25 protein-coding genes are annotated in these 23,600 nt (G+C 59.5%); 12 read left to right on the top strand and 13 right to left on the bottom strand.

From position 1 onward, the window contains the following. Positions 1 to 15: 15 nt before the first annotated feature. On the bottom strand, positions 16 to 903 hold the full coding sequence (locus tag HU773_RS00480) for a D-hexose-6-phosphate mutarotase (RefSeq protein WP_186626151.1): 888 nt from the start codon (positions 901 to 903) through the stop codon (positions 16 to 18). A gap of 57 nt (positions 904 to 960) precedes the next feature. Next, on the bottom strand, positions 961 to 1,365 hold the full coding sequence (locus HU773_RS00475; protein WP_003176975.1) for an acyl-CoA thioesterase: 405 nt from the start codon (positions 1,363 to 1,365) through the stop codon (positions 961 to 963). Between the two features lie 562 nt (positions 1,366 to 1,927). On the opposite strand from HU773_RS00475, the gene HU773_RS00470 reads away from it, so the two are divergent. Further along, positions 1,928 to 3,208, top strand: a complete 1,281-nt coding sequence (locus HU773_RS00470; protein WP_169955454.1) for an MFS transporter — start codon at positions 1,928 to 1,930, stop codon at positions 3,206 to 3,208. Between the two features lie 36 nt (positions 3,209 to 3,244). On the opposite strand, the gene HU773_RS00465 is transcribed toward HU773_RS00470, so the two are convergent. Together HU773_RS00465 and HU773_RS00460 are read right to left on the bottom strand one after the other, a co-directional pair. Then, the gene (locus HU773_RS00465; protein WP_057961186.1) at positions 3,245 to 3,748 is read right to left on the bottom strand and encodes a PIN domain-containing protein; all 504 of its coding nucleotides are present in this window, start codon (positions 3,746 to 3,748) and stop codon (positions 3,245 to 3,247) included. Then, a complete protein-coding gene (locus HU773_RS00460) occupies positions 3,745 to 4,803 on the bottom strand; it encodes a helix-turn-helix domain-containing protein (protein ID WP_057961185.1) in 1,059 nt (352 codons plus the stop codon). The genes HU773_RS00465 and HU773_RS00460 overlap by 4 nt, the downstream gene beginning before the upstream one ends. Before the next feature lie 272 nt (positions 4,804 to 5,075). Here HU773_RS00460 and HU773_RS00455 point away from each other — a divergent pair, with 272 nt between their 5' ends. The 7 genes from HU773_RS00455 (at position 5,076) to HU773_RS00425 (ending at position 13,991) form a co-directional block, all read left to right on the top strand. Then, complete coding sequence (locus tag HU773_RS00455; RefSeq protein ID WP_057961184.1) at positions 5,076 to 6,062, top strand: phosphate ABC transporter substrate-binding protein PstS; 987 nt, start codon at positions 5,076 to 5,078, stop codon at positions 6,060 to 6,062. A gap of 428 nt (positions 6,063 to 6,490) precedes the next feature. Next, entirely contained in the window at positions 6,491 to 8,524 is a 2,034-nt protein-coding gene (locus tag HU773_RS00450) for an ABC transporter permease subunit (protein WP_169989492.1), read from the top strand. 15 nt (positions 8,525 to 8,539) lie between these two features. After that, positions 8,540 to 10,210 (top strand): phosphate ABC transporter permease PstA, encoded by a 1,671-nt coding sequence (gene pstA / locus HU773_RS00445; protein WP_057961182.1) that lies wholly within the window; start codon positions 8,540 to 8,542, stop codon positions 10,208 to 10,210. A gap of 204 nt (positions 10,211 to 10,414) precedes the next feature. Then, the gene (gene pstB, locus HU773_RS00440) at positions 10,415 to 11,248 is read left to right on the top strand and encodes a phosphate ABC transporter ATP-binding protein PstB (protein ID WP_029289934.1); all 834 of its coding nucleotides are present in this window, start codon (positions 10,415 to 10,417) and stop codon (positions 11,246 to 11,248) included. 70 nt (positions 11,249 to 11,318) lie between these two features. After that, on the top strand, positions 11,319 to 12,080 hold the full coding sequence (gene phoU, locus HU773_RS00435; protein WP_057961181.1) for a phosphate signaling complex protein PhoU: 762 nt from the start codon (positions 11,319 to 11,321) through the stop codon (positions 12,078 to 12,080). Positions 12,081 to 12,248: 168 nt separating this feature from the next. Further along, a complete protein-coding gene (locus HU773_RS00430) occupies positions 12,249 to 13,148 on the top strand; it encodes a response regulator (protein ID WP_057961180.1) in 900 nt (299 codons plus the stop codon). A gap of 165 nt (positions 13,149 to 13,313) precedes the next feature. Further along, positions 13,314 to 13,991: a M23 family metallopeptidase gene (locus tag HU773_RS00425; RefSeq protein WP_128593292.1), complete on the top strand. Its 678-nt coding sequence runs from the start codon at positions 13,314 to 13,316 to the stop codon at positions 13,989 to 13,991. Positions 13,992 to 14,019: 28 nt separating this feature from the next. Here HU773_RS00425 and HU773_RS00420 read toward each other — a convergent pair whose 3' ends face one another. The 3 genes from HU773_RS00420 to phoB form a co-directional block, all read right to left on the bottom strand. Beyond that, entirely contained in the window at positions 14,020 to 15,360 is a 1,341-nt protein-coding gene (locus HU773_RS00420; RefSeq protein ID WP_057440537.1) for a hemolysin family protein, read from the bottom strand. Positions 15,361 to 15,618: 258 nt separating this feature from the next. After that, complete coding sequence (gene phoR / locus HU773_RS00415; RefSeq protein ID WP_178112044.1) at positions 15,619 to 16,905, bottom strand: phosphate regulon sensor histidine kinase PhoR; 1,287 nt, start codon at positions 16,903 to 16,905, stop codon at positions 15,619 to 15,621. An 81-nt stretch (positions 16,906 to 16,986) separates the two neighbouring features. Then, positions 16,987 to 17,676, bottom strand: a complete 690-nt coding sequence (gene phoB / locus HU773_RS00410) for a phosphate regulon transcriptional regulator PhoB (protein ID WP_003176964.1) — start codon at positions 17,674 to 17,676, stop codon at positions 16,987 to 16,989. Positions 17,677 to 17,828: 152 nt separating this feature from the next. Here phoB and HU773_RS00405 point away from each other — a divergent pair, with 152 nt between their 5' ends. Then, entirely contained in the window at positions 17,829 to 18,209 is a 381-nt protein-coding gene (locus HU773_RS00405; protein ID WP_057444223.1) for a COG4315 family predicted lipoprotein, read from the top strand. 56 nt (positions 18,210 to 18,265) lie between these two features. On the opposite strand, the gene ubiA is transcribed toward HU773_RS00405, so the two are convergent. Both ubiA and HU773_RS00395 read right to left on the bottom strand, forming a co-directional pair. Next, entirely contained in the window at positions 18,266 to 19,156 is an 891-nt protein-coding gene (ubiA, locus tag HU773_RS00400) for a 4-hydroxybenzoate octaprenyltransferase (protein WP_057440536.1), read from the bottom strand. Continuing rightward, positions 19,156 to 19,719: a chorismate--pyruvate lyase family protein gene (locus HU773_RS00395; protein ID WP_057961177.1), complete on the bottom strand. Its 564-nt coding sequence runs from the start codon at positions 19,717 to 19,719 to the stop codon at positions 19,156 to 19,158. Before HU773_RS00395 ends, ubiA begins: the two co-directional genes overlap by 1 nt. Before the next feature lie 196 nt (positions 19,720 to 19,915). On the opposite strand from HU773_RS00395, the gene HU773_RS00390 reads away from it, so the two are divergent. The 3 genes from HU773_RS00390 (at position 19,916) to HU773_RS00380 (ending at position 21,736) form a co-directional block, all read left to right on the top strand. Next, positions 19,916 to 20,083, top strand: a complete 168-nt coding sequence (locus HU773_RS00390; protein WP_032856748.1) for a rubredoxin — start codon at positions 19,916 to 19,918, stop codon at positions 20,081 to 20,083. Positions 20,084 to 20,121: 38 nt separating this feature from the next. Next, positions 20,122 to 21,270, top strand: coding sequence for an NAD(P)/FAD-dependent oxidoreductase (locus HU773_RS00385; protein ID WP_057961176.1), 1,149 nt, complete (start codon positions 20,122 to 20,124; stop codon positions 21,268 to 21,270). 190 nt (positions 21,271 to 21,460) lie between these two features. Then, positions 21,461 to 21,736: an HU family DNA-binding protein gene (locus tag HU773_RS00380; RefSeq protein WP_003213368.1), complete on the top strand. Its 276-nt coding sequence runs from the start codon at positions 21,461 to 21,463 to the stop codon at positions 21,734 to 21,736. 380 nt (positions 21,737 to 22,116) lie between these two features. Here HU773_RS00380 and HU773_RS27310 read toward each other — a convergent pair whose 3' ends face one another. From HU773_RS27310 to HU773_RS00360, 4 genes are all read right to left on the bottom strand, one after another. Next, the gene (locus tag HU773_RS27310) at positions 22,117 to 22,380 is read right to left on the bottom strand and encodes a hypothetical protein (protein ID WP_225923827.1); all 264 of its coding nucleotides are present in this window, start codon (positions 22,378 to 22,380) and stop codon (positions 22,117 to 22,119) included. Between the two features lie 8 nt (positions 22,381 to 22,388). Next, complete coding sequence (locus HU773_RS00370; RefSeq protein WP_120734352.1) at positions 22,389 to 22,703, bottom strand: hypothetical protein; 315 nt, start codon at positions 22,701 to 22,703, stop codon at positions 22,389 to 22,391. A 207-nt stretch (positions 22,704 to 22,910) separates the two neighbouring features. Continuing rightward, the gene (locus HU773_RS00365; RefSeq protein ID WP_186626150.1) at positions 22,911 to 23,177 is read right to left on the bottom strand and encodes a barstar family protein; all 267 of its coding nucleotides are present in this window, start codon (positions 23,175 to 23,177) and stop codon (positions 22,911 to 22,913) included. A 132-nt stretch (positions 23,178 to 23,309) separates the two neighbouring features. Continuing rightward, a complete protein-coding gene (locus tag HU773_RS00360; protein WP_128593294.1) occupies positions 23,310 to 23,597 on the bottom strand; it encodes a hypothetical protein in 288 nt (95 codons plus the stop codon). Between the last annotated feature and the right edge of the window lie 3 nt (positions 23,598 to 23,600).

Here is a 23,600-nt window from a genome sequence, read left to right as displayed (position 1 = left end):
CACATTCGATTGGGTTTACAGGGGCAGGCTGGCGATGCTCACACCCATGGTGTGACTAGCACCCGGTGCCAATGCCACCACATCGTCCAGCACGTTCGCCGTCTCGATGCACAGCATGCCCTGCCAGCCATCGTCGGCCATATCATCGAAAGCCTTGGCCCGTTCGGTCCATGGGTTCCAGATCACGGTCGATTTGGACCCTTCGCTGGTGAGCTGGATCCGGCGTTGCCAGCCTTGATCGACGATGTTCAATTGGGCTGGAGTATCGAGGTAGATACGATCGGTCTCTGCAGCGAAGTGCAGCGCGCCGGCCTGTTGCTTGGTCACCCAGCCGTCGGCGGTATCGATATAGTCCAATCCGTCCAGGCCTTCGACCTGCACCTTGCGCACGTCGCTGACTGCGAAGTAGCTGTGCAGCGCCTGGCTGATGGTCACGGTGTCGGTGCCACGGTTGTGGCTGGTCAGGCGGATATGCAGTTGCTCGTCGAGCAGGATGCTCATTTTCAGATCGACCTGATGCGGCCAATCCGGGAAGCCGCCAGCAGGTGCCGGCAGTACCAGCTCAACCCGATTGTCTTCGACGCCGGCCAAGGTCCAGATGACCGTGCGCGCGAAACCATGGGCACCGGCCGGCTGATCACTCTGGCGCATCGCCTTGACGCTTTGCGGGTTGCGGTCAAACACACCAAACCACGGCCAGCACACCGGCACACCCGTACGGATACCTTTGCCAGCCTTGAACACGGCCTGGTCGTTGGGCCAGATCACCGGCTTGGCGCCCGCGGGCTGGTAGCTGAAGATGTGCGCGCCTTGTTGGGCCACCAGCACTTCGGCGCCGTTGTGGCGGATGCGCCAGCAGTCCAGCTCATCCATTTTCACGGTTTCAAGGTGGGGCGTAGGCATACAAGGCTCTCTTAGTGACAGGCAATGGGGCAATGGACCGCCAAACCGCCGCGAGGTTTAACGCGCCCGCGACGGAACCGAGCGAGTGCGACCGCTGCCATCAATGGCGACGAACACAAACACCGCCTCGGTGACTTTGCGCCATTCGCTGGACAGCGGGTCATCGCTCCACACTTCGACCATCATCTGGATCGAGCTGCGGCCGATTTCCAGGGCCTGGGTGTAGAAGGACAGTTGCGCGCCCACTGCCACCGGAACCAGGAAGGCCATGCGGTCAATGGCGACGGTAGCCACGCGACCACCGGCGACCTTGCTGGCCATTGCCGTGCCAGCCAGGTCCATCTGCGCCACCAGCCAGCCGCCGAAAATATCGCCGAAACCGTTGGTTTCACGGGGGAGTGCGGTGATTTGCAGGGCGAGATCGCCTTGCGGGATAGGATCTTCTTGTTCGAGTTCGATCATGCCGGGGGTGCCTCTGACCCGTGACTCTTGGACTATGTAATCGGTGAATAGCCGTCTTGGAAAAACGATTCAGCCCCGAACATACTACGTTCGTCACGTTTTTCGAAAGGCGCCTGAAGGGAAACTCTGCGAAATCGGCTGGCCGGTGCCAACGACGTTTTCGCGCAACTTCCACGGATATGCCGGTGCAAGGTGGGCAGTATATCGGTCGATAGCCTGCGCGACGACCGTCCGGCCCTGATTTTGTACATCTATCTGCACGGCTTTACAGGCGTCAAGGAAATGGCCAAAACAGTCATGCAACTTGAGGGGTTTGACCATTGTGCCTTTTGAACTCTGCGCTCCAGTATTTGCTGGCGTTTTCGGTCCCCGATAATAATTCGAAGAGGGAATAGGCGGGCCTTGCAAGGTGGTGACTTTGCGAGTCGACGCCAGTCGCTGTGCAGGTGTTTAGACTGTGCTTTTGCGGGCAATTTGTTATCTTGCCGGACCTGCCAGGCCAAACCAGCACTGTTGCGGATTCCTGATCTGACCTAATAAGAGAAGCCTTGCCATGACCACAGTGCCTTCAAGCATTGCGCCGCCCGCACGACCGCTGAACCGCAACGACTACAAAACCCTGTCGCTGTCCGCCCTGGGGGGCGCGCTGGAGTTCTACGACTTCATCATCTTCGTGTTCTTCGCCACTGTGGTCGGGAAACTGTTTTTCCCCGCCGACATGCCCGAATGGCTGCGCCTGATGCAGACCTTCGGCATCTTCGCCGCCGGCTACCTGGCGCGGCCGCTGGGCGGGATCATCATGGCGCACTTCGGCGACCTGCTGGGGCGCAAGAAGATGTTCACCCTGAGCATCTTCATGATGGCGGTGCCGACCCTGATCATGGGTCTGTTGCCGACCTACGCGCAGATCGGCCTGTGGGCCCCGATCCTGTTGTTGCTGATGCGCGTGATCCAGGGCGCGGCGATTGGTGGAGAAGTGCCGGGCGCGTGGGTTTTTGTTTCTGAACATGTACCGCCACGCCATATCGGCTATGCCTGCGGCACCCTGACCAGCGGCCTGACCGCCGGGATCCTCCTGGGTTCGCTGGTGGCCACCGCGATCAACACGATCTACACCCCGGAGCAAGTGTCGGACTACGCCTGGCGGATCCCGTTCCTGTTGGGCGGTGTGTTCGGCCTGTTCTCGGTGTACCTGCGCCGCTGGCTGCACGAAACCCCGATCTTCGCCGAAATGCAGCAGCGCAAGACCCTGGCCGCCGAGCTGCCATTGCGTGCGGTCCTGCGTGACCACCGTGGCGCCATCGTGCTGTCGATGCTGCTGACCTGGCTGCTGTCGGCCGGCATTGTCGTTGTGATCCTGATGACCCCGACCGTGCTGCAGACCATCTACCACTTCAGCCCGACAGTCTCGTTGCAGGCCAACAGCCTGGCGATCGTCACCCTGAGCCTGGGCTGCATCCTCTCCGGCGCACTGGCTGACCGCTTCGGCGCCGGGCGCGTGCTGATCGCCGGTTGCGCGTTGCTGCTCGCGACCTCGTGGACGCTGTATCACAGCCTGCTGGACCACCCAAACTGGCTGTTCCCGCTGTACACCCTTACCGGCCTGTTCGTCGGCGTGGTCGGCGTGGTGCCCTACGTGATGGTCAAGGCCTTCCCACCGGTGGTGCGCTTCAGCGGCCTGTCGTTTTCCTACAACGTTGCCTACGCGGTGTTCGGTGGTCTGACGCCGTTGGTGGTGTCGCTGCTGATGAAAGAAAGCCCGATGGGCCCGGCGTACTACGTCGCCGTGATCTGCACGATGGGGATGCTGGTGGGTGCCTACCTGTGGAAACGCGGGCGGTAAACGCCTCGGGCTTACTGATGCACATGGATGTGCTGATCAAAACTCAGGAAGGTTCGGACGCCAGGTAGACAGTCGGGCTTGGCATTCTGATACGGGCAAGCGAGAGCCTCCCGCTAACATGGTGTCTAGCGCCGTCGCTGCGTCGCCAGAGCTGATGACTTGATGCTCGACCATAAGGTCGAGTAGCCACAGTGCACCATGTACTTGCAGCCCGTCCTGGATAGCCTGGCGACGGAGCTTCCCATCTCCTGTGAGCAGTGGTCTTCCGGTTATCTGTGCCAGCAGGTAGCAGGAGACGTCAGCCAAGGCGCTGTTGTTGTGTGCAATTTTGAGCGCCCAGAGTTTTTGTACACCTCGCTCGTCAAATGACTCGACCACCAGCCCTTGGGCGAGCAGTTCATCATGAGCGAAGTCCTCGAGTTCGTGCATGACGAAATCAGTGCAGCAGAGCGTGAAAGGTAGCCTGAACATATGCTCCAGCAATCCCGCGTTTCTGAAATCAATCCAGATATTGGTATCGCTGATATAGATCAGGCTCATGCACTCTCCAGTGAGCCCAGAAAATTAGGGTCTAGAGCCTTCACTGGGCGACGCAGTAACTCAGCTGCCCGTGACTTGGTGATCAAGCCCTCCGCCAGGCCCCAGAACACCAGCGATTCGAAACGCTGAGGCGGCTTGCACGGCAACTGCTCGGGTTCTGCCTTGCGCCAGCCATTGCTGCTGAACTGAATGGTCAGGGATTTGTAGCCACTTTCTCCCAGCAGATTGAGGTCCTTCAACCGACGGAGCGCCGCATGCATCGAGAGTCCATACTGGCGTTTGGCAATCAAGAGTTCGCGAGGGTGGACGCGTGAGCGTTGATGGCTCCCGAAATCTCCGGTGACACTTTTGGCTGGATAAAGAAAAGCCCCCGCGAAGCGGTGACAGCAGTGTTCTTTATCGCGTTCGGACATCTCATCGGGTAGCTGCATCACCCAGTGTCCCAACTCATGAGCGGCGGTAAAGCGAATGCGCTCGCCTGGTCGTTGGGCGTTCAGAGCTATCAGCACATGTTCGCCATCATGGGTGGCGGCACAGGCTCCGTCGAAATCATCCGGGCCGTTGAGCATCACCACTTTGATACCGTGCTCCTCAAGTTGCTCAGTCAGATGGGCGATTGGGTCTGCGCCGATGCCCCAATATTTGCGCAGCTCCTCGGCCGCCCATTCGGCCTCCTCTATAGAGGTAACGGACAACATCTGTGGCGGCGTTCTGGCGGTCTGGATATCCAGCGGATCGAAGCACTCCTCTAGGGCTATGTATCGCTCCAGGTGTTCACGAACCTGTTCCTCGACCTGTACCTGGCGGTATTGAGGCATCTTCGCCAGCTTGCGGAACTCCAGCGGCGCAAGTGGCAGGGCTTCAGGGCGGAAAAAATACTCCGGGCTCACCTCCAGCGCCCTGGCCAATTGCAGAAGACGCTGGGAGTTCGGAGTACTCAAGCCTTTTTCATACTTGCTCAGGCCTTGCTTGGTGATGTCGCCGAGACTGAGTGCCAGTGCTTCCAGCGACATACCACGCAACAACCTTGCGCGGCGAATTCGGTCATTGATCATGTGAGGTCTCCTTAGGTTGACAAGACTATGCTTTGCTTGTTTTTTGTCAACCTAAGGGGGCCTCTGGTTACGTCGTGTCATTGGCAGCGACGTGCGGAGGTTAGTCAGTGCGGTTCCTAGAGGAAACCCTAAAGATCTGTCGGAAAATTCCGGGCGACCTTTCGCTCAATACTGGCCTTTCATCTAATTGTCATATTCCAGACATAGAGTGTTCACACGGCCTACCGATACTTGGCCCCGATCCAACTATCCCTATCTGCTAGGAGTAAGGCATGAAACTGAAGCGTTTGATGGCGGCAATGACTTTTGTCGCTGCTGGCGTTGCGACTGCCCACGCGGTGGCCGCTGGTGTTGACCCGGCAATTCCGGCTTATACCAAAACCACTGGTGTATCGGGCAACTTGTCCAGCGTCGGTTCCGACACCCTGGCCAACCTGATGACCCTGTGGGCCGAGAACTACAAAAAAGAATACCCGAACGTCAACATCCAGATTCAAGCCGCCGGTTCTTCCACCGCGCCGCCTGCACTCACCGAAGGCACCGCTAACCTGGGCCCTATGAGCCGCAAGATGAAGGACAACGAACTGCAGGCTTTCGAGCAGAAGTACGGCTACAAGCCGACTGCTATCCCGGTGGCCGTGGACGCCCTGGCTGTGTTCGTACACAAGGACAACCCGATCAAGCACCTGACCATGGCCCAGGTTGACGCCGTGTTCTCGTCGACTCGTCTGTGCGGTGCCAAGGCTGACGTCAAGACCTGGGGCGACCTGGGTGTGACCGGTGACCTGGCCAACAAGCCGGTGCAACTGTTCGGTCGTAACTCGGTATCCGGCACCTACGGCTACTTCAAGGAAGAAGCCCTGTGCAAAGGTGACTACAAGCCCAATGTCAACGAACAGCCAGGTTCGGCTTCGGTCGTGCAGTCCATCAGCTCCTCGCTGAACGGCATCGGTTACTCGGGCATCGGCTACAAGACCGCCAGCGTGAAAACCGTGGCCCTGGCCAAGAAAGAAGGCGGCGAGTTCGTCGAAGACACCGAAGAGAACACCCTGAACGGCAAGTACCCGCTGTCGCGCTTCCTCTACGTGTACATCAACAAAGCCCCGAACAAGCCTCTGGCCCCGCTGGAAGCCGAGTTCGTGAAACTGGTTCTGTCCAAACAGGGCCAGGAAGTTGTAGTCAAAGACGGCTACATCCCACTGCCAGCCAAAGTTGCCGCCAAGGCATTGGCTGACCTGGGTCTGCAAGAAGGCAAATAAGCCTGTACTACCTGGTGTAGATGCATGCTCTTGTGTGGGAGCGGGCTTGCCCGCTCCCACAACAAGCCGGCCTACACCCCTAATTTTTCGGTCCGCTGCCAGCCCTGCTACGCGGCGGATTTCTTGCGTCACTGCATTGTCATCTTTCTGTCATACAGGATCGCTAGGGTGTGCGCATGAATGATCTGGCCAATTCCACCATGACGACGACTTCTCCTCCCAAGCGCATTGACTTCAATACGCCTGAGCTGCAACGCAAGCGCCGCATCCGCGCGCTCAAGGACCGCCTGACCCGTTGGTACGTGCTGGTCGGCGGTCTCGCCGTCCTCGGCGCTATCACCCTGATTTTCTTCTTCCTGGCCTACGTGGTCGGGCCGCTGTTCCAGGGTGCCAGCCTGACCAAGGACGAGGCCCTGACGCCTGCCTGGATGCAGGATGCCGGCAAGCCGTTGCTGATCTCGCTGGAAGAACAGAACCAGGTCGCCATGCGGGTTTCCGACAAGGGCCAGGCATTGTTCTTCACTGTCGACACCGGCGCTGAGCTCAAACGGGTCGACCTGGCCCTGCCGGCCGGCGCCAGTGTGGTGTCCATCGGTGAAGACCAGCCGGGCAGCCCGCTGGTGATCCTCGGTCTGTCCAACGGCCAGTCCCTGGTGTTCCGCCACACTTATAAAGTGTCCTACCCGGACGGTAAGAAGACCATTTCGCCGGAAATCGAATACCCCTACGGCGAAGCGCCGATGGTGCTCGATGAGGCCGGTCGTCCGCTGGAGCATGTGGCCCTCAACGCCACCGAGACCTCGCTGGTCATTGCCGGCTCCTCTGGCTCGCACCTGAACGTGCTGTCGGTGAGCCGCGAAGAAAACATGATGACCGGCGAAGTGGTCAGCGAGCAGAAGCGCATCGACTTGCCGCAAATGACTGAGCCTGTGAAAGCGATCTTCGTCGATCCGCGCCAGCAATGGCTGTATGTGATCAACGGTCGCGCCCTGGCCGATGTGTTCAGCCTGCGCGACAACAGCCTCAACGGTCGATACAAGTTGTTGGAAGATGGCAGCGCCGAAATCACCGCCAGCACCCAGCTGGTGGGCGGTATCTCGCTGATCGTCGGCGACTCCAAGGGCGGCCTGGCCCAGTGGTTCATGGCCCGCGACCCGGATGGCGAGCAACACCTCAAGCAGATCCGCACGTTCCAGATGGGCAGCACACCGGTGGTGGAAATCACCGCTGAAGAGCGTCGCAAAGGCTTTACCGCCCTGGATGCCTCCGGCAACTTCGGTGTGTTCCACAGCACCGCGCATCGCACCCTGCTGGTGGACCCGGTGGTAGAAGGCCAAGGCATCTTCGGCATGTCGCCACGGGCCAACCGCGTGCTCGTCGAAGCCGGCGGCAAGCTGCAGCCGTTGTCCCTCGACAACCCGCACCCGGAAGTGTCCTGGAGCGCGTTGTGGAGCAAGGTCTGGTACGAAAACTACGACGAACCTAAATACGTCTGGCAATCGACCGCCGCCAACAGCGACTTCGAACCCAAGATGAGCCTCGCGCCGCTGACCTTCGGTACGCTAAAGGCCGCGTTCTACGCCATGTTGCTGGCTGCACCACTGGCCATTGCCGCGGCGATCTACACCGCCTACTTCATGGCCCCGAGCCTGCGCCGCAAGGTCAAGCCGGTGATCGAGCTGATGGAAGCGATGCCGACGGTGATCCTCGGCTTCTTCGCCGGCCTGTTCCTGGCGCCGTATGTCGAAGGGCACCTGCCGGGGATTTTCAGCCTGCTGATGTTGTTGCCGATTGGCATCCTGGTGGCGGGTTTTGCTTTCAGTCGCCTGCCTGAGTCGATCCGCCTGCGTGTTCCCGATGGCTGGGAAAGTGCGATGTTGATCCCGGTGATCCTGTTTGTGGGCTGGCTCTCGTTGTACATGAGCCCGTACCTGGAAACCTGGTTCTTCGGTGGCGACATGCGCATGTGGATCTCCCACGACCTTGGCATCACCTACGACCAGCGCAACGCCCTGGTTGTCGGCCTGGCCATGGGTTTTGCGGTGATCCCGAACATCTACTCCATCGCCGAAGACGCCGTGTTCAGCGTACCGCGCGGCCTGACCCTGGGTTCCCTGGCCCTGGGCGCCACGCCTTGGCAGACCATGACCCGCGTCGTATTGCTGACCGCCAGCCCGGGGATTTTCTCGGCGCTGATGATCGGCATGGGCCGTGCGGTGGGTGAAACCATGATCGTGCTGATGGCCACGGGTAACACCCCGGTCATGGAGATGAACCTGTTCGAAGGCCTGCGAACGCTCGCAGCCAACGTCGCGGTGGAAATGCCCGAGTCGGAAGTGGGCGGCAGTCACTACCGGGTGCTGTTCCTCTCGGCGCTGGTACTGCTGTTGTTTACCTTCGTCATGAACACCCTCGCCGAGCTGATCCGTCAGCGTCTGCGCAAGAAATACTCGTCGCTTTAAGAAAGGTAGAAGTCTGTGAAACAGAACTCCCTGAATGGATGGTTCAAGAGCGGCGCCCCCGGCGTCTGGATCAGCGGTGGCGCGGTGGCCATCGCGGTCATCATGACCATTGGTTTGCTGGCTGTGATTGCCGTGCGCGGCTTGGGTCACTTCTGGCCGGCTGACCTGATCCAGGCCAACTACGGCGTGCCGGGCCAGGCCAACCACATCGTCATCGGCGAAGTGGTACAGAAAGAACAAGTGCCGCGCGAGCGCCTGAAAAGCGCTGGCCTGCCGGTGCCGGACGAAGGTCCGGAGTTCATGACCCGCGAGCTGATCAAGGTCGGCAACCGTGACTTGAACGGCAATGACTTCACCTGGATCGTCGGCGAGTGGCTGACCAACCAGACCACGCCTGCCGAGTTGATGGCCATCGAGCGTCGTGAGTGGGGTAACTTCTACGGCACCCTGGTCAACGTCAAGCAGGATGGCAAAGTCATCGCCGAAGGCGAGGCTGCGTGGCCAGAGCTGCAGGCGCGGGTTGAGCGGGTGAACAAGCTGGCTGCCGATCTCAAGACCCTTGAGAAGAGTGACATCGGCGCGATCAACGCCGGCCTCGAGCGCATCCGCCTGCAAGGTCGCAAGCTGGAACTGAACGGCAAGCTCGACGCCGCCGCCCAGGCCGATATGGATGCCGATCGCGCCGAGCTGAATGCCCGTTACCAGGCTGTTGAAGCGCGCCTGGCCGACCTGCACGCCCAGTTCAACCGCGACAGCCTCACGGCCCGCGATGCCAACGGCAAAGAGCTGGAAATCAATATTGGCCACGTGGTGCACGCCTACCAGCCGAACGCCATGGGCACCCTGACCAAGATGGGTTTCTATGTCAGTAAGGTCTGGGAATTCCTCAGCGATGACCCACGGGAAGCCAACACCGAAGGCGGGATTTTCCCGGCGATCTTCGGCACCGTGATGATGACCCTGATCATGGCGATGATCGTGACCCCATTCGGCGTGCTGGCGGCGGTCTACCTGCGTGAATACGCCAAGCAGAACGCCTTGACCCGCATTATCCGTATCGCGGTGAACAACCTGGCGGGCGTCCCGGCGATTGTCTACGGCGTGTTCGGCCTGGGCTTCTTCGTCTACGTGCTGGGTGGCTCGGTGGACCGCCTGTTCTTCCCCGAAGCCCTGCCGGCACCGACCTTCGGTACGCCGGGCCTGTTGTGGGCTTCGCTGACCCTGGCGCTGCTGGCGGTACCGGTGGTGATCGTGGCCACTGAGGAAGGCCTGGCGCGAATCCCACGCACCGTGCGTGAGGGTTCCCTGGCACTGGGTGCAACCAAGGCGGAGACCCTGTGGAAAATCGTCCTGCCCATGGCCAGCCCGGCGATGATGACCGGCATGATCCTCGCTGTGGCCCGCGCCGCGGGTGAAGTCGCACCGCTGATGTTGGTGGGTGTGGTCAAGCTGGCGCCGTCGCTGCCGCTGGACGGCAATTACCCGTACCTGCACCTGGACCAGAAGATCATGCACCTGGGCTTCCATATCTACGACGTCGGCTTCCAGAGCCCCAACGTCGAAGCGGCCCGCCCGCTGGTGTACGCCACCGCGTTCCTGCTGGTGCTGGTGATCGCCACGCTGAACCTGTCGGCGGTATGGATTCGTAACCACCTGCGCGAAAAATACAAGGCGCTGGATAGCTGATTGAATTGAACGCGGACCTAATGTGGGAGCGGGCTTGCTCGCGAATGCGGTGTCTCAGTAATAGATTGGTTGACTGACCTGACGCTTTCGCGAGTAAGCCCGCTCCCACAGGGAACCGAGTTGGAAACAGATTTGAGGTAAACCGCAAGGCCCACTATGAAGCCGCGGTTCAACGAAACGAATTGGTAGCACAGGGAGCATCCCATGCAACATGAAACCCATTCCCACGGCATCAACATGTCAGCCCTGGGTCGCGACAAGCAGAGCCTGAGCCTGGCCGAAGAAACCGTGGCCATCGAAGTTCCGGGCCTGAGCCTGTACTACGGTGAGAAGCAAGCGCTGTTCGACGTCAGCATGAACATCCCCAAGCAGCGCGTGACCGCCTTTATCGGCCCGTCGGGCTGCGGCAAGTCCACGCTGTTGCGCACCTTCAACCGCATGAACGACCTGGTGGACGGTTGCCGTGTGGAGGGCGCGATCAACCTCTACGGCAGCAACATCTACCGCAAGGGCGAAGATGTGGCCGAGCTGCGTCGCCGGGTGGGCATGGTGTTCCAGAAGCCCAACCCGTTCCCCAAGACCATCTACGAAAACGTGGTCTATGGCCTGCGCATCCAGGGCATCAACAAAAAGCGCATCCTCGACGAAGCAGTGGAGTGGGCCCTCAAGGGCGCGGCGCTGTGGGATGAGGTCAAGGACCGCCTGCACGAATCGGCCCTCGGCCTGTCCGGCGGCCAGCAGCAGCGTCTGGTGATTGCCCGGACCATCGCCGTGGAGCCGGAAGTACTGCTGCTCGACGAACCGTGCTCGGCACTCGATCCGATCTCGACGCTGAAAGTCGAAGAGCTGATCTACGAGCTCAAGTCCAAGTTCACCATCGTCATCGTGACCCACAACATGCAACAGGCGGCACGGGTTTCCGATTACACCGCGTTCATGTACATGGGCAAACTGGTGGAATTCGGCGATACCGATACCCTGTTCACCAATCCGGCGAAGAAGCAGACCGAAGACTACATCACCGGTCGTTACGGCTAGGAAGCTGTGGTTCTGATTGCACTGACGCTGCGGTTCTCCGCACCTTACCGGACGCTCCAAGGACGCCAACATGATTAGCAAAGAAGGCCTTACCCACCACATCTCCGCGCAGTTCAACGCCGAGCTTGAGGAAGTGCGCAGCCACCTCCTGGCCATGGGCGGGCTGGTGGAGAAGCAAGTCAACGACGCGGTCACCGCGCTGATCGAGGCCGACTCGGGCCTGGCCCAGCAAGTGCGCGAGATCGACGACCAGATCAACCAGATGGAGCGCAACATCGACGAGGAATGCCTGCGCATCCTCGCCCGTCGCCAGCCGGCGGCGTCCGACCTGCGTCTGATCATCAGCATTTCCAAGTCGGTGATCGACCTCGAGCGTATCGGCGACGAAGCCACCAAAATCGCCCGTCGCGCTATCCAGTTGTGCGAAGAAGGCGAAGCGCCACGCGGTTACGTCGAAGTGCGCCACATCGGCGACCAGGTGCGCAACATGGTGCGCGACGCGCTGGATGCCTTTGCGCGCTTTGACGCCGACCTGGCATTGTCCGTGGCCCAGTACGACAAGATCATCGACCGCGAGTACAAGACCGCCCTGCGTGAGCTGGCGACCTACATGATGGAAGACCCGCGCTCTATCTCGCGGGTGTTGAGCATCATCTGGGTGCTGCGTTCCCTGGAGCGGATCGGCGACCACGCGCGCAATATCTCGGAATTGGTGATTTATCTGGTGCGCGGCACCGACGTACGGCACATGGGCCTCAAGCGCATGAAAGCCGAAGTTGAAGGCACAGCCGATCAAATCCCTAATGTTCCGGCCGAATCTGACGATAAGTAAGATTGCCCGAGAAATAAACGCCCGACCTCTGGTCGGGCGTTTGCGTTTGTGGCGTATGAGTTTTGCGCTGCGGGCGGCTGTAAAGTCCCGGCGTGACTGACGAGTTTTTGGCAAAATGCCATCAGTTAAGCGTTTTGCTTGCCGGGGTTTTGAGAGGATGAAGGGTCGATGAGTAAAGTCAGTGTATTGGTGGTGGATGACGCCTCGTTTATTCGCGACCTGGTGAAGAAGTGCCTGCGTAACTACTTCCCCGGTATCAAGATTGAAGATGCGGTGAACGGCAAAAAGGCCCAGGCCATCCTGATGCGCGAAACCTTCGACATGGTGCTGTGCGACTGGGAAATGCCGGAAATGTCTGGCCTGGAACTGTTGACCTGGTGCCGTGAGCAGCCTCAGCTCAAGTCCATGCCGTTTGTCATGGTCACCAGTCGCGGCGACAAGGAAAACGTGGTCCAGGCCATCCAGGCCGGCGTCTCCGGCTATGTCAGCAAGCCGTTCACCAACGAGCAATTGCTGAACAAGGTCAAGCAGGCCCTGAACAAGATCGGCCGCCTCGACGCCTTGCTGGCCAGTGCGCCGACCAAGATGAACTCGGCCTTTGGCAACGACTCCCTCAGCGCCCTGACCGGCGGCAAGCCCGAAGCGGTCAAGCCGGCCCCGGTGGCTGCGCCGAGCAAAGGTTTGCTCAACAGCCCGGCAGTGCAGCCCACCGCCGCCCCCTCGGCCGCCAGCGGTCGCGGCCAGGGCCAACTGCGCCTGTCCAGTGGCACCCAGCAATGTGTGATCAAGGGCCTGAGCATCAAGGAGGCGCTGCTGGTGGTACGCCGGGGCGACGTCCTGCCACAAGTGCTGGAAAGCGCGGTGCTCGACCTTGAACAAGGCGAGAACGCCGAAACCGCACGCCTCAACGGCTACCTGCACGCCATCGTCGCCTACGAGCCGCGCCCTGACAGCGACTGGCTGCAACTGACCTTCCGCTTTATCGACCAGGACGCGCAGAAGCTCGACTACATCTCCCGGCTGATTGCCCGGGGCACCGCGCAGAAGCATTTTGTGCCGGGTGCCTGAAGCAAAACCTCGATCACCTGTAGGCGCTGGCTTGCCAGCGATCTCGGTCTGTCTGTCGCTGCATCAGTGACAGGCAGGCCGACTCCTACAGGGTCGTTGGTCCACACAACATTGTCATGAACCCTTGCTAGCCTGCCGTTCAGTCATACCCGGCAGGTTTATCCGATGCTTGTGCGTTTTATGTTGTTTTGTGGCCTGTGCGCGGTCGCTTCATCGACCCTGGCCATGACCCTCTATCGTTCCACCGATGCCCGTGGCGTGGTGTTTTTCAGCGACCAGAAGACTCCTGGCGCCCAGGCGTTTGTCTTCCAGGAGCGCCGGGTGGCACCGGTAAAGCGCCAGGCGCTTGATCCCCAGCCGCCACGTCACCTGCGGCCCGCCCAGTTCCAGCGTTACGCCTTGCCCTGGCGTGGCGGTCCGTTCCGCCTGACCCAGGGCCCTGGGGGCACGTTCAGTCACTCTGACGTCAAGAGTCGCTACGCCATGGATATCGCCATGCCTGAGGGCACGCCGATCATCGCTGCGCGGGGCGGCTTGGTGGTGAAGACCGAGAACAACCAAGCCGGGCGCGGCAGTGACCCTTCGGGCAACTTCGTGCGGGTGTTGCACGATGACGGCACCCAGGGCGTGTATCTGCACCTCAAGCAAGGGTCGGTCAGCGTCAGGGGCGGGCAGCGCGTGGGGGTGGGCAGCCCGCTGGGGCTGTCGGGCAATACCGGCAACAGCAGCGGGCCACACCTGCATTTTGTGGTGCAGCGCGATACGGGGGCAGGGTGGGTGTCGATTCCGTATGAGTTCACGCAGCCGGTACAGGCCTTGCCCAACTTTGCGTCGGGGTTGTAGGAGCCGGCAAGCCGGCTCCTACAGGGGTTCAGTCGAGCATCAGGACCTTGGCCAGCACGATTTTCGGGCCTTTCATCTTCTTGATGATGATCCGCAGGCCTTCCACTTCCAGCACTTCTTCCTCTTCCGGCACCCGGTTGAGGGTGTCGTAGATCAGGCCGGCGAGGGTTTCGGCTTCGATGTGGTCCAGGTCGATGCCCAGTAGGCGCTCGATCTTGAACAGCGGCGTATCACCACGCACCAGCAGCTTGCCCGGCTGGTAGGCGAGAATGCCGCGCTCGGCCTTGCGGTGTTCGTCCTGGATATCGCCCACCAGCACTTCCAACACGTCTTCCATGGTCAGGTAGCCGATGATGTTGCCGTCGGCTTCTTCTACCAGGGCAAAGTGCGCGCCGCCCTTGCGGAACTGCTCGAGCAGTTGCGACAGCGGCATGTGCCGGGATACGCGCTCCAGTGGGCGGGTCAGTTCGGCCAGGTTGAACGACTCGGGAATATGGTCCAGGGCCGCCAGTTCCAGCAGCAGGTCCTTGATGTGCAGTAGGCCGACAAACTCACCCCGCACCGGGTCGTACACCGGGTAGCGGCTGAATTTGTGGCGGCGGAACAGTGCAAGGATTTCCTTGAGCGGCGCGTTGAAGTCCAGGGTCACCAGGTCTTCCCGCGAGTTGGCCCAGTCCACCACTTCCAGCTCGCCCATTTCCACGGCCGAGGCCAGCACGCGCATGCCTTGGTCGCTCGGGTCCTGGCCACGGCTGGAGTGCAGGATCAGCTTGAGCTCTTCACGGCTGTAGTGGTGCTCGTGGTGCGGGCCGGGCTCGCCCTGGCCGGCGATGCGCAGGATCGCGTTGGCGCTGGCGTTGAGCAGGTAGATCGCCGGGTACATGGCCCAGTAGAACAGGTACAGCGGCACCGCCGTCCACAACGACAGCAACTCGGGCTTGCGAATGGCCCAGGACTTGGGCGCCAGCTCACCGACCACGATGTGCAAGTAGGAAATCACGAAGAAGGCAGCGAAGAACGACACACCCTTGATCACTTCGGCCGATTCGACGCCCATGGCGCCCAGCATCGGCTCCAGAATGTGCGCGAAGGCCGGCTCACCGACCCACCCCAGGCCCAGGGAGGCAAGGGTGATACCCAGCTGGCAGGCCGACAGGTAGGCGTCGAGCTGGCTGTGTACGGTGCGCAGGATCTGCCCGCGCCAGCCATTGGTGTGGGCGATCGCCTCGACACGGGTGGCGCGCAGTTTGACCATGGCAAATTCCGCCGCAACGAAGAAACCGTTGAGCAGTACCAGGATCAGTGCAAAAAGAATCATGCCGAAATCGGCGAAGAGTGTCGCGAGGGTGATACCAGGGGAAGGGTCCATGATGGGGTTTTGCGGGTTCCGTGTATTCAAAAAGGGGTGAGGGCTGTGCCTCAAGGGCGGGCACAAGTCAGGCAATGTAGCGGCTGAAGGGGCGCTTGCCTAGTGGCGGCTGCCGGGTGGATCCGTGAATGCCTGCTGCAGCGGGCTTATGCGGGAGCTGGCTTGCCTGCGATGCAGGCGCCTGGGGCTTACAGAAGCACCCAGGAGATGCTATGGCAGGCAAGCCCGGTCCCACCGGCGGTGGGGGGTATTTTCAGATTAATCCTTCACCGCGATTGTTTGCGCATGGGTGACCTGGGTCGGCGCGAAGTGGCAGGTAAAGGTACTGCCGTGGCCCAGCACACTGCTGATTTCCAGGCGGGCCCGATGACGCAGCAACACATGCTTGACGATCGCCAGGCCCAGCCCGGTGCCGCCGGTGTTGGAGTTACGGCTGGAGTCGACGCGGTAGAAACGCTCGGTCAGGCGTGGCAAGTGCTTGCTGTCGATACCAATCCCCGAATCCTGCACGCTCAGGTGCGCCCCTTGGTGATCGGCCCACCAGCGGATGCGGATCGTGCCTTTGTCCTGGGTGTACTTCACGGCGTTGAACACCAGGTTGGAAAAGGCGCTGCGCAACTCGCCCTCGCTGCCCTTGAGCAGCACCGACGGGTCGGCTTCCAGGGTAATGATCTGGCCGCGCTCGCCGGACAAGGCCTGGGCATCGTTCTTGATGGTCTGCAGCAGGCCCTGTACGGCCACGGGGTGGTTGTCCGAGGGGTAGTCGGTGGCTTCCAGCTTGGCCAGCAGCAGCAGGTCGTTGAGCAGGGTCTGCATGCGTGAGCCTTGTTGCTGCATTTGCTGCAAGGCACGGCTCCAGCGCGGGTTGACCTCTTCGACGTTGTCCAGCAGCGTCTCCAGGTAGCCACAGATCACGGTCAGGGGCGTACGCAATTCGTGGGAGACGTTGGCGACGAAATCCTTGCGCATCTGTTCCAACTGATGGATGCGGGTGACGTCGCGCACCAGCATCAAATGCTCGTTGTTGCCGTAGCGCGTGAGGTACAGCTGGATGCGCACCCGGTCGTTGGTGGGCGAGGGGATTTCCAGGGCTTCCTCATAGTTTTCCTGCTCGAAGTATTCCTTGAAGCGCGGATGGCGTACCAGGTTGGTCACCGGCTGGCCGCTGTCCTGAGGCGTCTTCAGGCCCAGCAGGGTCTCGGCGGCGCGGTTCCACCATTCCAGGTTGCCGTCGCTGTCGAGCATGATCACCGCGTCCTTGAGCGCGGCAGTCGACTCCTGGACCCGGTCGATCACCGCCTGCAGGCGGCCACGTACCCGCTGATCGCGGCGTTGCAGGTGGTAGATGCTGTCAAACACCTCGCCCCACAGGCCGTAGCCGTCGGGTGGTGCCTCGTCGGGTTTGTGCTGGCGCAGCCATTCGTGCAGGCGCAGCAATTGCTTGAGGGTCCAGCCCAGGTAAAGGCCCAGGCCAATGGCCAGGCTCCAGCCGTAGTAGCCGCTGATCAGGCCCACCAACAGGCAGCCGGTGACCAGCAAGAGCATGTGGCGGATCAGGGTGCCATGCCAGTTTTGATTCACTTGAACATGCGTCCTTGTCGGCTGTTAAGTCTGAGTGGGGCTGGCTCAGCCCTTGGTGGAAAACCGATAACCGGTACCGCGCACGGTTTGTACCAGGTTCTCGTAGGCATCGCCCAAGGCTTTGCGCAGGCGGCGGATATGCACGTCCACGGTGCGTTCCTCGACATACACATTGCCGCCCCACACCTGATCGAGCAATTGCCCGCGGGTGTAGGCGCGCTCCTGGTGGGTCATGAAGAACTGCAACAGGCGGTATTCGGTGGGGCCCATCTCGGCAGGTTTGCCGTCGATGGTCACGCGGTGGCTGATCGGGTCCAGCAGCAGGCCACCGACTTCAATCGGTGCCTCGCCATCGGTCGGGCCGGCGCGGCGCAGCACGGCCTTCAGGCGGGCAACCAGTTCCCGTGGGGAAAATGGCTTGGTGATGTAGTCGTCGGCGCCGACTTCCAGGCCCTGGATCTTGTTGTCCTCTTCGCCCTTGGCGGTGAGCATGATGATCGGGATATCCCCGGTCAGCTCATCGCGCTTGAGGCGCCGAGCCAATTCGATGCCGGAGGTGCCGGGCAGCATCCAGTCCAGCAGGATCAGGTCCGGCTTGCGGTCGACGATAATGGCGTGGGCCTGCTGGGAGTTCTCTGCCTCCAGGCAGTCATAGCCGGCCATTTCCAACGCAACGGCGATCATTTCGCGAATGGGCGCTTCGTCGTCAACGATCAGAATGCTCCTGCCAACCATGCTAAGTCCTCTTGTCATTTAACTGTCTTGCGCCGCATTAGATAACGGAATTATTGCAGTCGTGTGACAGTATTTTACTGGCCTGCGCAATAGGCGTGGTCCTGAACTACGCTTTGAGTCCGAATCCTGACAACCGCAAAAGGAAGGTTCCGATGAATCAACGTACTTTTTCCTGGAAAGCCCTGCTGGTCACGGCGGCGTTGACCCTGCCGACACTGGCTTTCGCGGCAGAGCCCGCCATGACTAAAGACGGGATGTTGGTGGATCACAAGGAGATGACCCTCTACACCTTCGCCAAGGATGCCGACGGCAAGTCCATGTGCAATGACAAGTGCGCGACCAACTGGCCGCCGTTGAAGGCCGAGTCCACCGATAAACCGATGGGCAAGTGGACCGTGATCACCCGTGACGACAACACCAGCCAGTGGGCCTATGGCGGCAAGCCGCTGTACACCTTCATCATGGACAAAAAAGCTGGCGACGCGACCGGCGACGGCAAAATGGACGGGGCCTGGAAGATCGCCAAACCCTAAGCCATTACTGTGGCATGCGGGCTCCTCGTGATGAGGGTGCGGCCCGCTCGCCACGGTTATCGCAGGGCGTAGTCAGCGACAATCCCGAGGAAGATCGCCAACCCCGCCCAATGGTTGTGCAAAAATGCCTTGAAGCACTTCATCCGGTCCCGATCCCGGGTGTACCAGAACTCCCAGGCAAAACACCCTGCTGCCGCCAGCAACCCCAGGTGGAACCAACCGCCCAGCTCGAAGCGTGAGCCCGCCAGCAGCAGACAGAGCAGCGCCAAACCCTGCAGGGTGAGGATGATCATCCGGTCGGCATCGCCAAACAGGATCGCGGTGGATTTGACGCCGATTTTCAAATCATCATCGCGGTCAGTCATCGCGTAATAGGTGTCGTAGGCCACCGTCCACAGCAGGTTGGCGATATACAGCAACCACGCAATGGCCGGCAGGCTGCCGGTCTCGGCGGTAAACGCCATGGGCATGCCCCAGGAAAACGCCGCGCCCAGCACCACTTGCGGGTAATAGGTGTAGCGCTTCATGAACGGGTAGCTGACCGCCAGCGCCAGGCCGCCCAGGGACAGCCAGATGGTCGCGGCGTTGGTCAGCAGCACCAGCACAAAGCTGATGCTCATCAATACGGCAAAAAACACCAGGGCTTCTTTCGAGCTGATCTTGCCGCTCGCCAACGGGCGTTGCGCGGTGCGCTTCACGTGGCCGTCGACCTTGCGGTCAGCCCAGTCATTGATGACGCAACCCCCGGCTCGGGTCAGCGCGACGCCGAGCACGAAGATCACGATATTGCTCAACGAAGGCGAGCCCTCGCCGGCAATCCACAACGCCCAGAGGGTGGGCCAAAGCAGCAGATAGATGCCGATGGGCTTGTCCATCCGCGTCAGTTGCACGAAGTCCCAGGCCCGTGGGTTCAGGCGGTTCAGGGATTGGAGCAGGCGCTGGTACATCAGCCATTCTCCGCAGATTGCTGCACCGCTTGCCACAGGCTCGGCAGGAACACTTCCGCCACCAACACGCTCAACGCCCCGCGATCAAAACGCGAGCGCCGCGCCCATAAGCCACTGGCCTGATCTGCCTTCGGCAGCCAGGCGCGTGGGTAATGGCAGACTTCGATGGCCTGGCGGCTGAAGGCCCGGTCACAGAACAGCAGCTCACCCAGGGAGCGACTGCCCAACTCATCCATATGCAAGCCATCGCCCTGCAAGGCACTGCGCGCTGCAACGCTGCGGGCGAAGACCCAGGCCTGGCCGTGACCGCGCAAATACACCTCGCGCACCCAGCCAATACTGGCGGCGGCTAGGTCGAGGGCGGCGCATTCGTCGTCTCGCAGGGGCTGCCAGCCTTCGTACAATGGCGTGACACTGAAGCCGTCGTTGGACAGGTGCGTCAGGCGGCGGGTCAGCGAGCCCTCATCGAACAGCCAGTCGAGGGCAGGAGGCGTGGGCAGGGGGTGCAGAAGGCTCTGGTTCAGCCATTGGCAAGCATCGGGAACGGCAATCGAATGCGGCACGGGGAGTCATTATTGGCAGTTAATGAGGCGCCGAGCTTACCATGCTCACCCGGATTTTTGCCGGGTTGCGCCAGGACATTGGGTCGAACGTGCTTGCATCTGGGCGCCCCGATCAGTACAAAACGCCCTGAGCCGCACAGCAATGCTGGATCTATCGACTGTCGGCCAGTACGCCTGGACCCTGAGGAAGTAAGTAATGAAGAAGTGGCAATGTGTAGTCTGTGGCCTGATCTACAACGAAGCGGACGGATGGCCGGATGACGGGATCGCCCCCGGCACCCTGTGGCAGGACGTCCCGGAAGACTGGCTGTGCCCGGACTGCGGCGTCGGCAAAATGGATTTCGAAATGATCGAAATCGGTTGATTCGCTGAATTTAAGAAACGTACTACAAGGAGAATGGAATGAGCGCACCTGTCGTGATCATCGGTACGGGCTTGGCCGGTTACAACCTGGCTCGGGAGTTTCGTAAACTCGACAGCGAAACTCCGTTGTTGCTGATCACCGCGGATGACGGGCGTTCCTACTCCAAACCCATGCTCTCCACCGGCTTTGGCAAAAACAAGGACGCCGATGGCCTGAGCATGGCGACCCCTGGCGCGATGGCCGAGCAACTCAAGGCCGAAGTGCGCACCCATACCCGCATCAGCGGCATCGACCCTGGCCACAAGCGCCTGTGGATCGGCGAGGAGGCGGTGGTCTACCGCGACCTGATCCTGGCCTGGGGCGCCCAGACGGTACAGGTACCGGTCGAGGGCGATGCCGCTGATCTGATTTTCCCGATCAACGACCTGGAAGACTACGCGCGCTTTCGCCACGCCGCTGCCGGCAAGCGCCGTGTGCTGCTGTTGGGCGCGGGCCTGATCGGCTGTGAGTTTGCCAACGACTTGATCCTGGGCGGCTACACCATCGACCTGGTGGCTCCGTGCGAGCAAGTCATGCCGACCCTGCTGCACCCGGCCGCGGCCGCAGCAGTACAGGCCGGGCTGGAAGGCCTGGGCGCACGCTTCCACCTGGGGCCGGTGCTCAACCGCCTGCAACGCACGGTGGACGGCCTGGAAGCCCATCTGTCCGATGGCACGGTGATCGAGTGCGACCTGGTGGTCTCCGCCATTGGCTTGCGCCCACGGGTGGACCTGGCGGCTGCGGCCGGCCTGCAAATCAACCGTGGAATCATGGTTGACCGCCACCTCAAGACCTCCCACGCCAATATCTACGCCCTGGGCGACTGCGCCGAGGTCGATGGCCTGAACCTGCTGTACGTCATGCCCCTGATGAGCTGCGCCCGCGCCCTGGCCCAGACCCTGGCGGGCAACGCCACGGCGGTCAACTACGGGCCGATGCCCGTCACGGTGAAAACCCCGGCGTGCCCACTGGTAGTCTCGCCGCCACCACGGGGCCTTGAAGGCGTGTGGAGCGTCGAGGGGCAGGGCGGTGACATCAAGGCCTTGTGCCGCGATGCCAGCGGGCGCCTGCTGGGTTACGCGCTGACGGGCACTGCGGTCATGGAAAAACTGGCCCTAAATAAGGAACTTCCGCCTCTGCTGGCGTAAATGCTGGTCGTTCTGTCGGAATAAGCACCTTTTTCCCCCTAGAAAGGTCGCCGCGAGACTGGCGCAGGCACCAATGGCATGCCATTCTCACTCCCGTCTGCCGCAGAGTAGAGCCTGCGGCGCCTTGGCGCTGCTCCAGCAGAGAGCAGCACGGACATAACAACAAAAAACCGTCAAAGAGGCTTCACCTATGCGTAAACCAGAACTCGCAGCCGCCATTGCAGAAAAAGCAGACCTGACCAAAGAACAGGCCAACCGCGTCCTCAACGCCGTTCTTGAAGAAATCACTGGCGCCTTGCACCGCAAGGACAGCGTCACCCTGGTTGGTTTCGGCACCTTCCTGCAGCGCCACCGCGGCGCCCGCACCGGCAAAAACCCGCAAACCGGCGAGCCGGTGAAAATCAAGGCGAGCAACACCGTAGCGTTCAAACCGGGCAAGTCGCTTAAAGACAGCGTCAACCCGTAAGCACGGCACCGTCTCGAAGGGAGGCGGGGAGGTATGAAAAATGGGCACGCCGACTGGGTTGGGTGCCCATTTTTATTTGCTCTTGAACAGCAACTGCATGCTGTACGCTGCCTTGTTTACACGTTCAAGTCCAATGTTTCTATCAGCTCGCAAGTCTTCCGGTAAATCAAAGTGCCCCATGCATTCGTTTTCCCCGATGGCTTCTCGTAGATGAGTAATTACGCGAAAAACAACATGGTCCCTTCGCCAACAGGGGGAATGCTCTATCCCCGAAAGTTGTTCTGCGGTCGCTGGATGGCTGGTACCACCCATCCAGATTCGCCTTTATAAAGGCAAATTGGATTTTGTCGTAATGGGAGTTGGGTTTTTTATACCCCGGATCACTGAAAAGTATCTTCCAGCTTGGAATGCCCGACGAGCGCAGGCTGCAGAATATCGGCCTGAATAATCGGCGCGACGTGTCTACTATCCTCGATAGAGGCAGGGATCTTTGTACAAAAATGGGCGAACACCTCGATCAAATGGCCGAGCGCTGGTGGTATGAGCTCAATGTAGCGTGCGATCACGAAGCCCGGTTCATCGTTTGCATTGACGGCCGGAAAGTAAAATAAATCGCCGGGCTTAGGTGCTGTCAGATCCGTCATGAATTGGGTTAGTCGCAATAAATAAAAACATTCAGTTTTTTGCTATAAGCACTTTGAAGGAACTTGACTAGATCTTTCAATTCGCTGGAGTTTAAGTTTTTTAACTTTGTCGCTTTTTCGATTTCAGTCACTAAAGGTAGAATTTCGCCGAATAGAATACTTGTGTCGGCGTAATAATCAGAAAATTTGTGCGTCTTTGGGAAATCTTTTCTTGGTGCTGATGCGCCCATAAGAGCGCCATGGGTAGATTCACTCAAGCAAAAAACTGGAGTGTTCTCATTAATGTCTTTCTGATTTTCTGCTGCCATAAAGTCAAGGGGCATAAAAATTTCCGTGTTGGACGGGACGAATATCACAGCACTTTATCAAATGAGGATCGTGATCTGTCAGGTTATCTCTAAATATCTTAAATAAATATTTAAGCTTTTTCCTGTGCCCGGCGGAATAATTGAGAATTTTAAGGGGCAGCGCTCAAGGAGTAAAAAGGTTAATGCGGGAGTTTCTTTGAATTGGCATTTGTAATTTACGAATTAAATGATAAGAATAAGTGATTCTGTCGTTTGTTTTTGAGCGTTCGTGACGTTTTTTGTATGAGTTGTTATTTTTCTGTTAGGTCTGAATTTATTATGGTCATACCTATCCTCGGGATAGCGTAAACCAAATAAGCAGTCAATTACTGTATCGACATTTTTGCCATAGTCCTCAGGGAACCCGATTTTTTCAGCAAGAGCTACGTACAGTTGATCCACGCCTTCTATTTTAGAAAAGTCCAGTTCAATAATCTCTTTTATATTCACAAATTTCACCTGCCAAGGTTGATTTCTATGAATGAAATCATGGGGATTTGAGTGTAATGGACTTTAAATAAAATAGTCCCGTTTTCCCCTTTGGTAAGTTTGCTCGCTTACTATCAGTTGGCCACTTTGCTCTTAAAAAGGCAAGGTGTTTTTGATGGCTGAAAGTTTCTCCACTATGGCACCTCTGCTGATTAAGTGACTCAATGCTTCATCGAGACTCGGAAATGTCAGTATTTCTTCGTTTTCATCATCTTCAATGACTTCCATTTGGGACTCGTCTATTGAGAAAAAATAGGTGTAATACAGATTGTTCTGTTTTTTTATGGCGTATTGAAATAGAAATGAGGCCCCATCTATTTCACGTCTTTCCTCGTAGCCTCGGCGTTTCCCAGCGTTGAGTGCCTCTATGAGATTGTTCATACT

Origin of the sequence: Pseudomonas shahriarae (assembly GCF_014268455.2) — a bacterium.
Classification (GTDB): domain Bacteria; phylum Pseudomonadota; class Gammaproteobacteria; order Pseudomonadales; family Pseudomonadaceae; genus Aquipseudomonas; species Aquipseudomonas shahriarae.
This window is presented reverse-complemented; position numbering and strand designations above follow the sequence as displayed.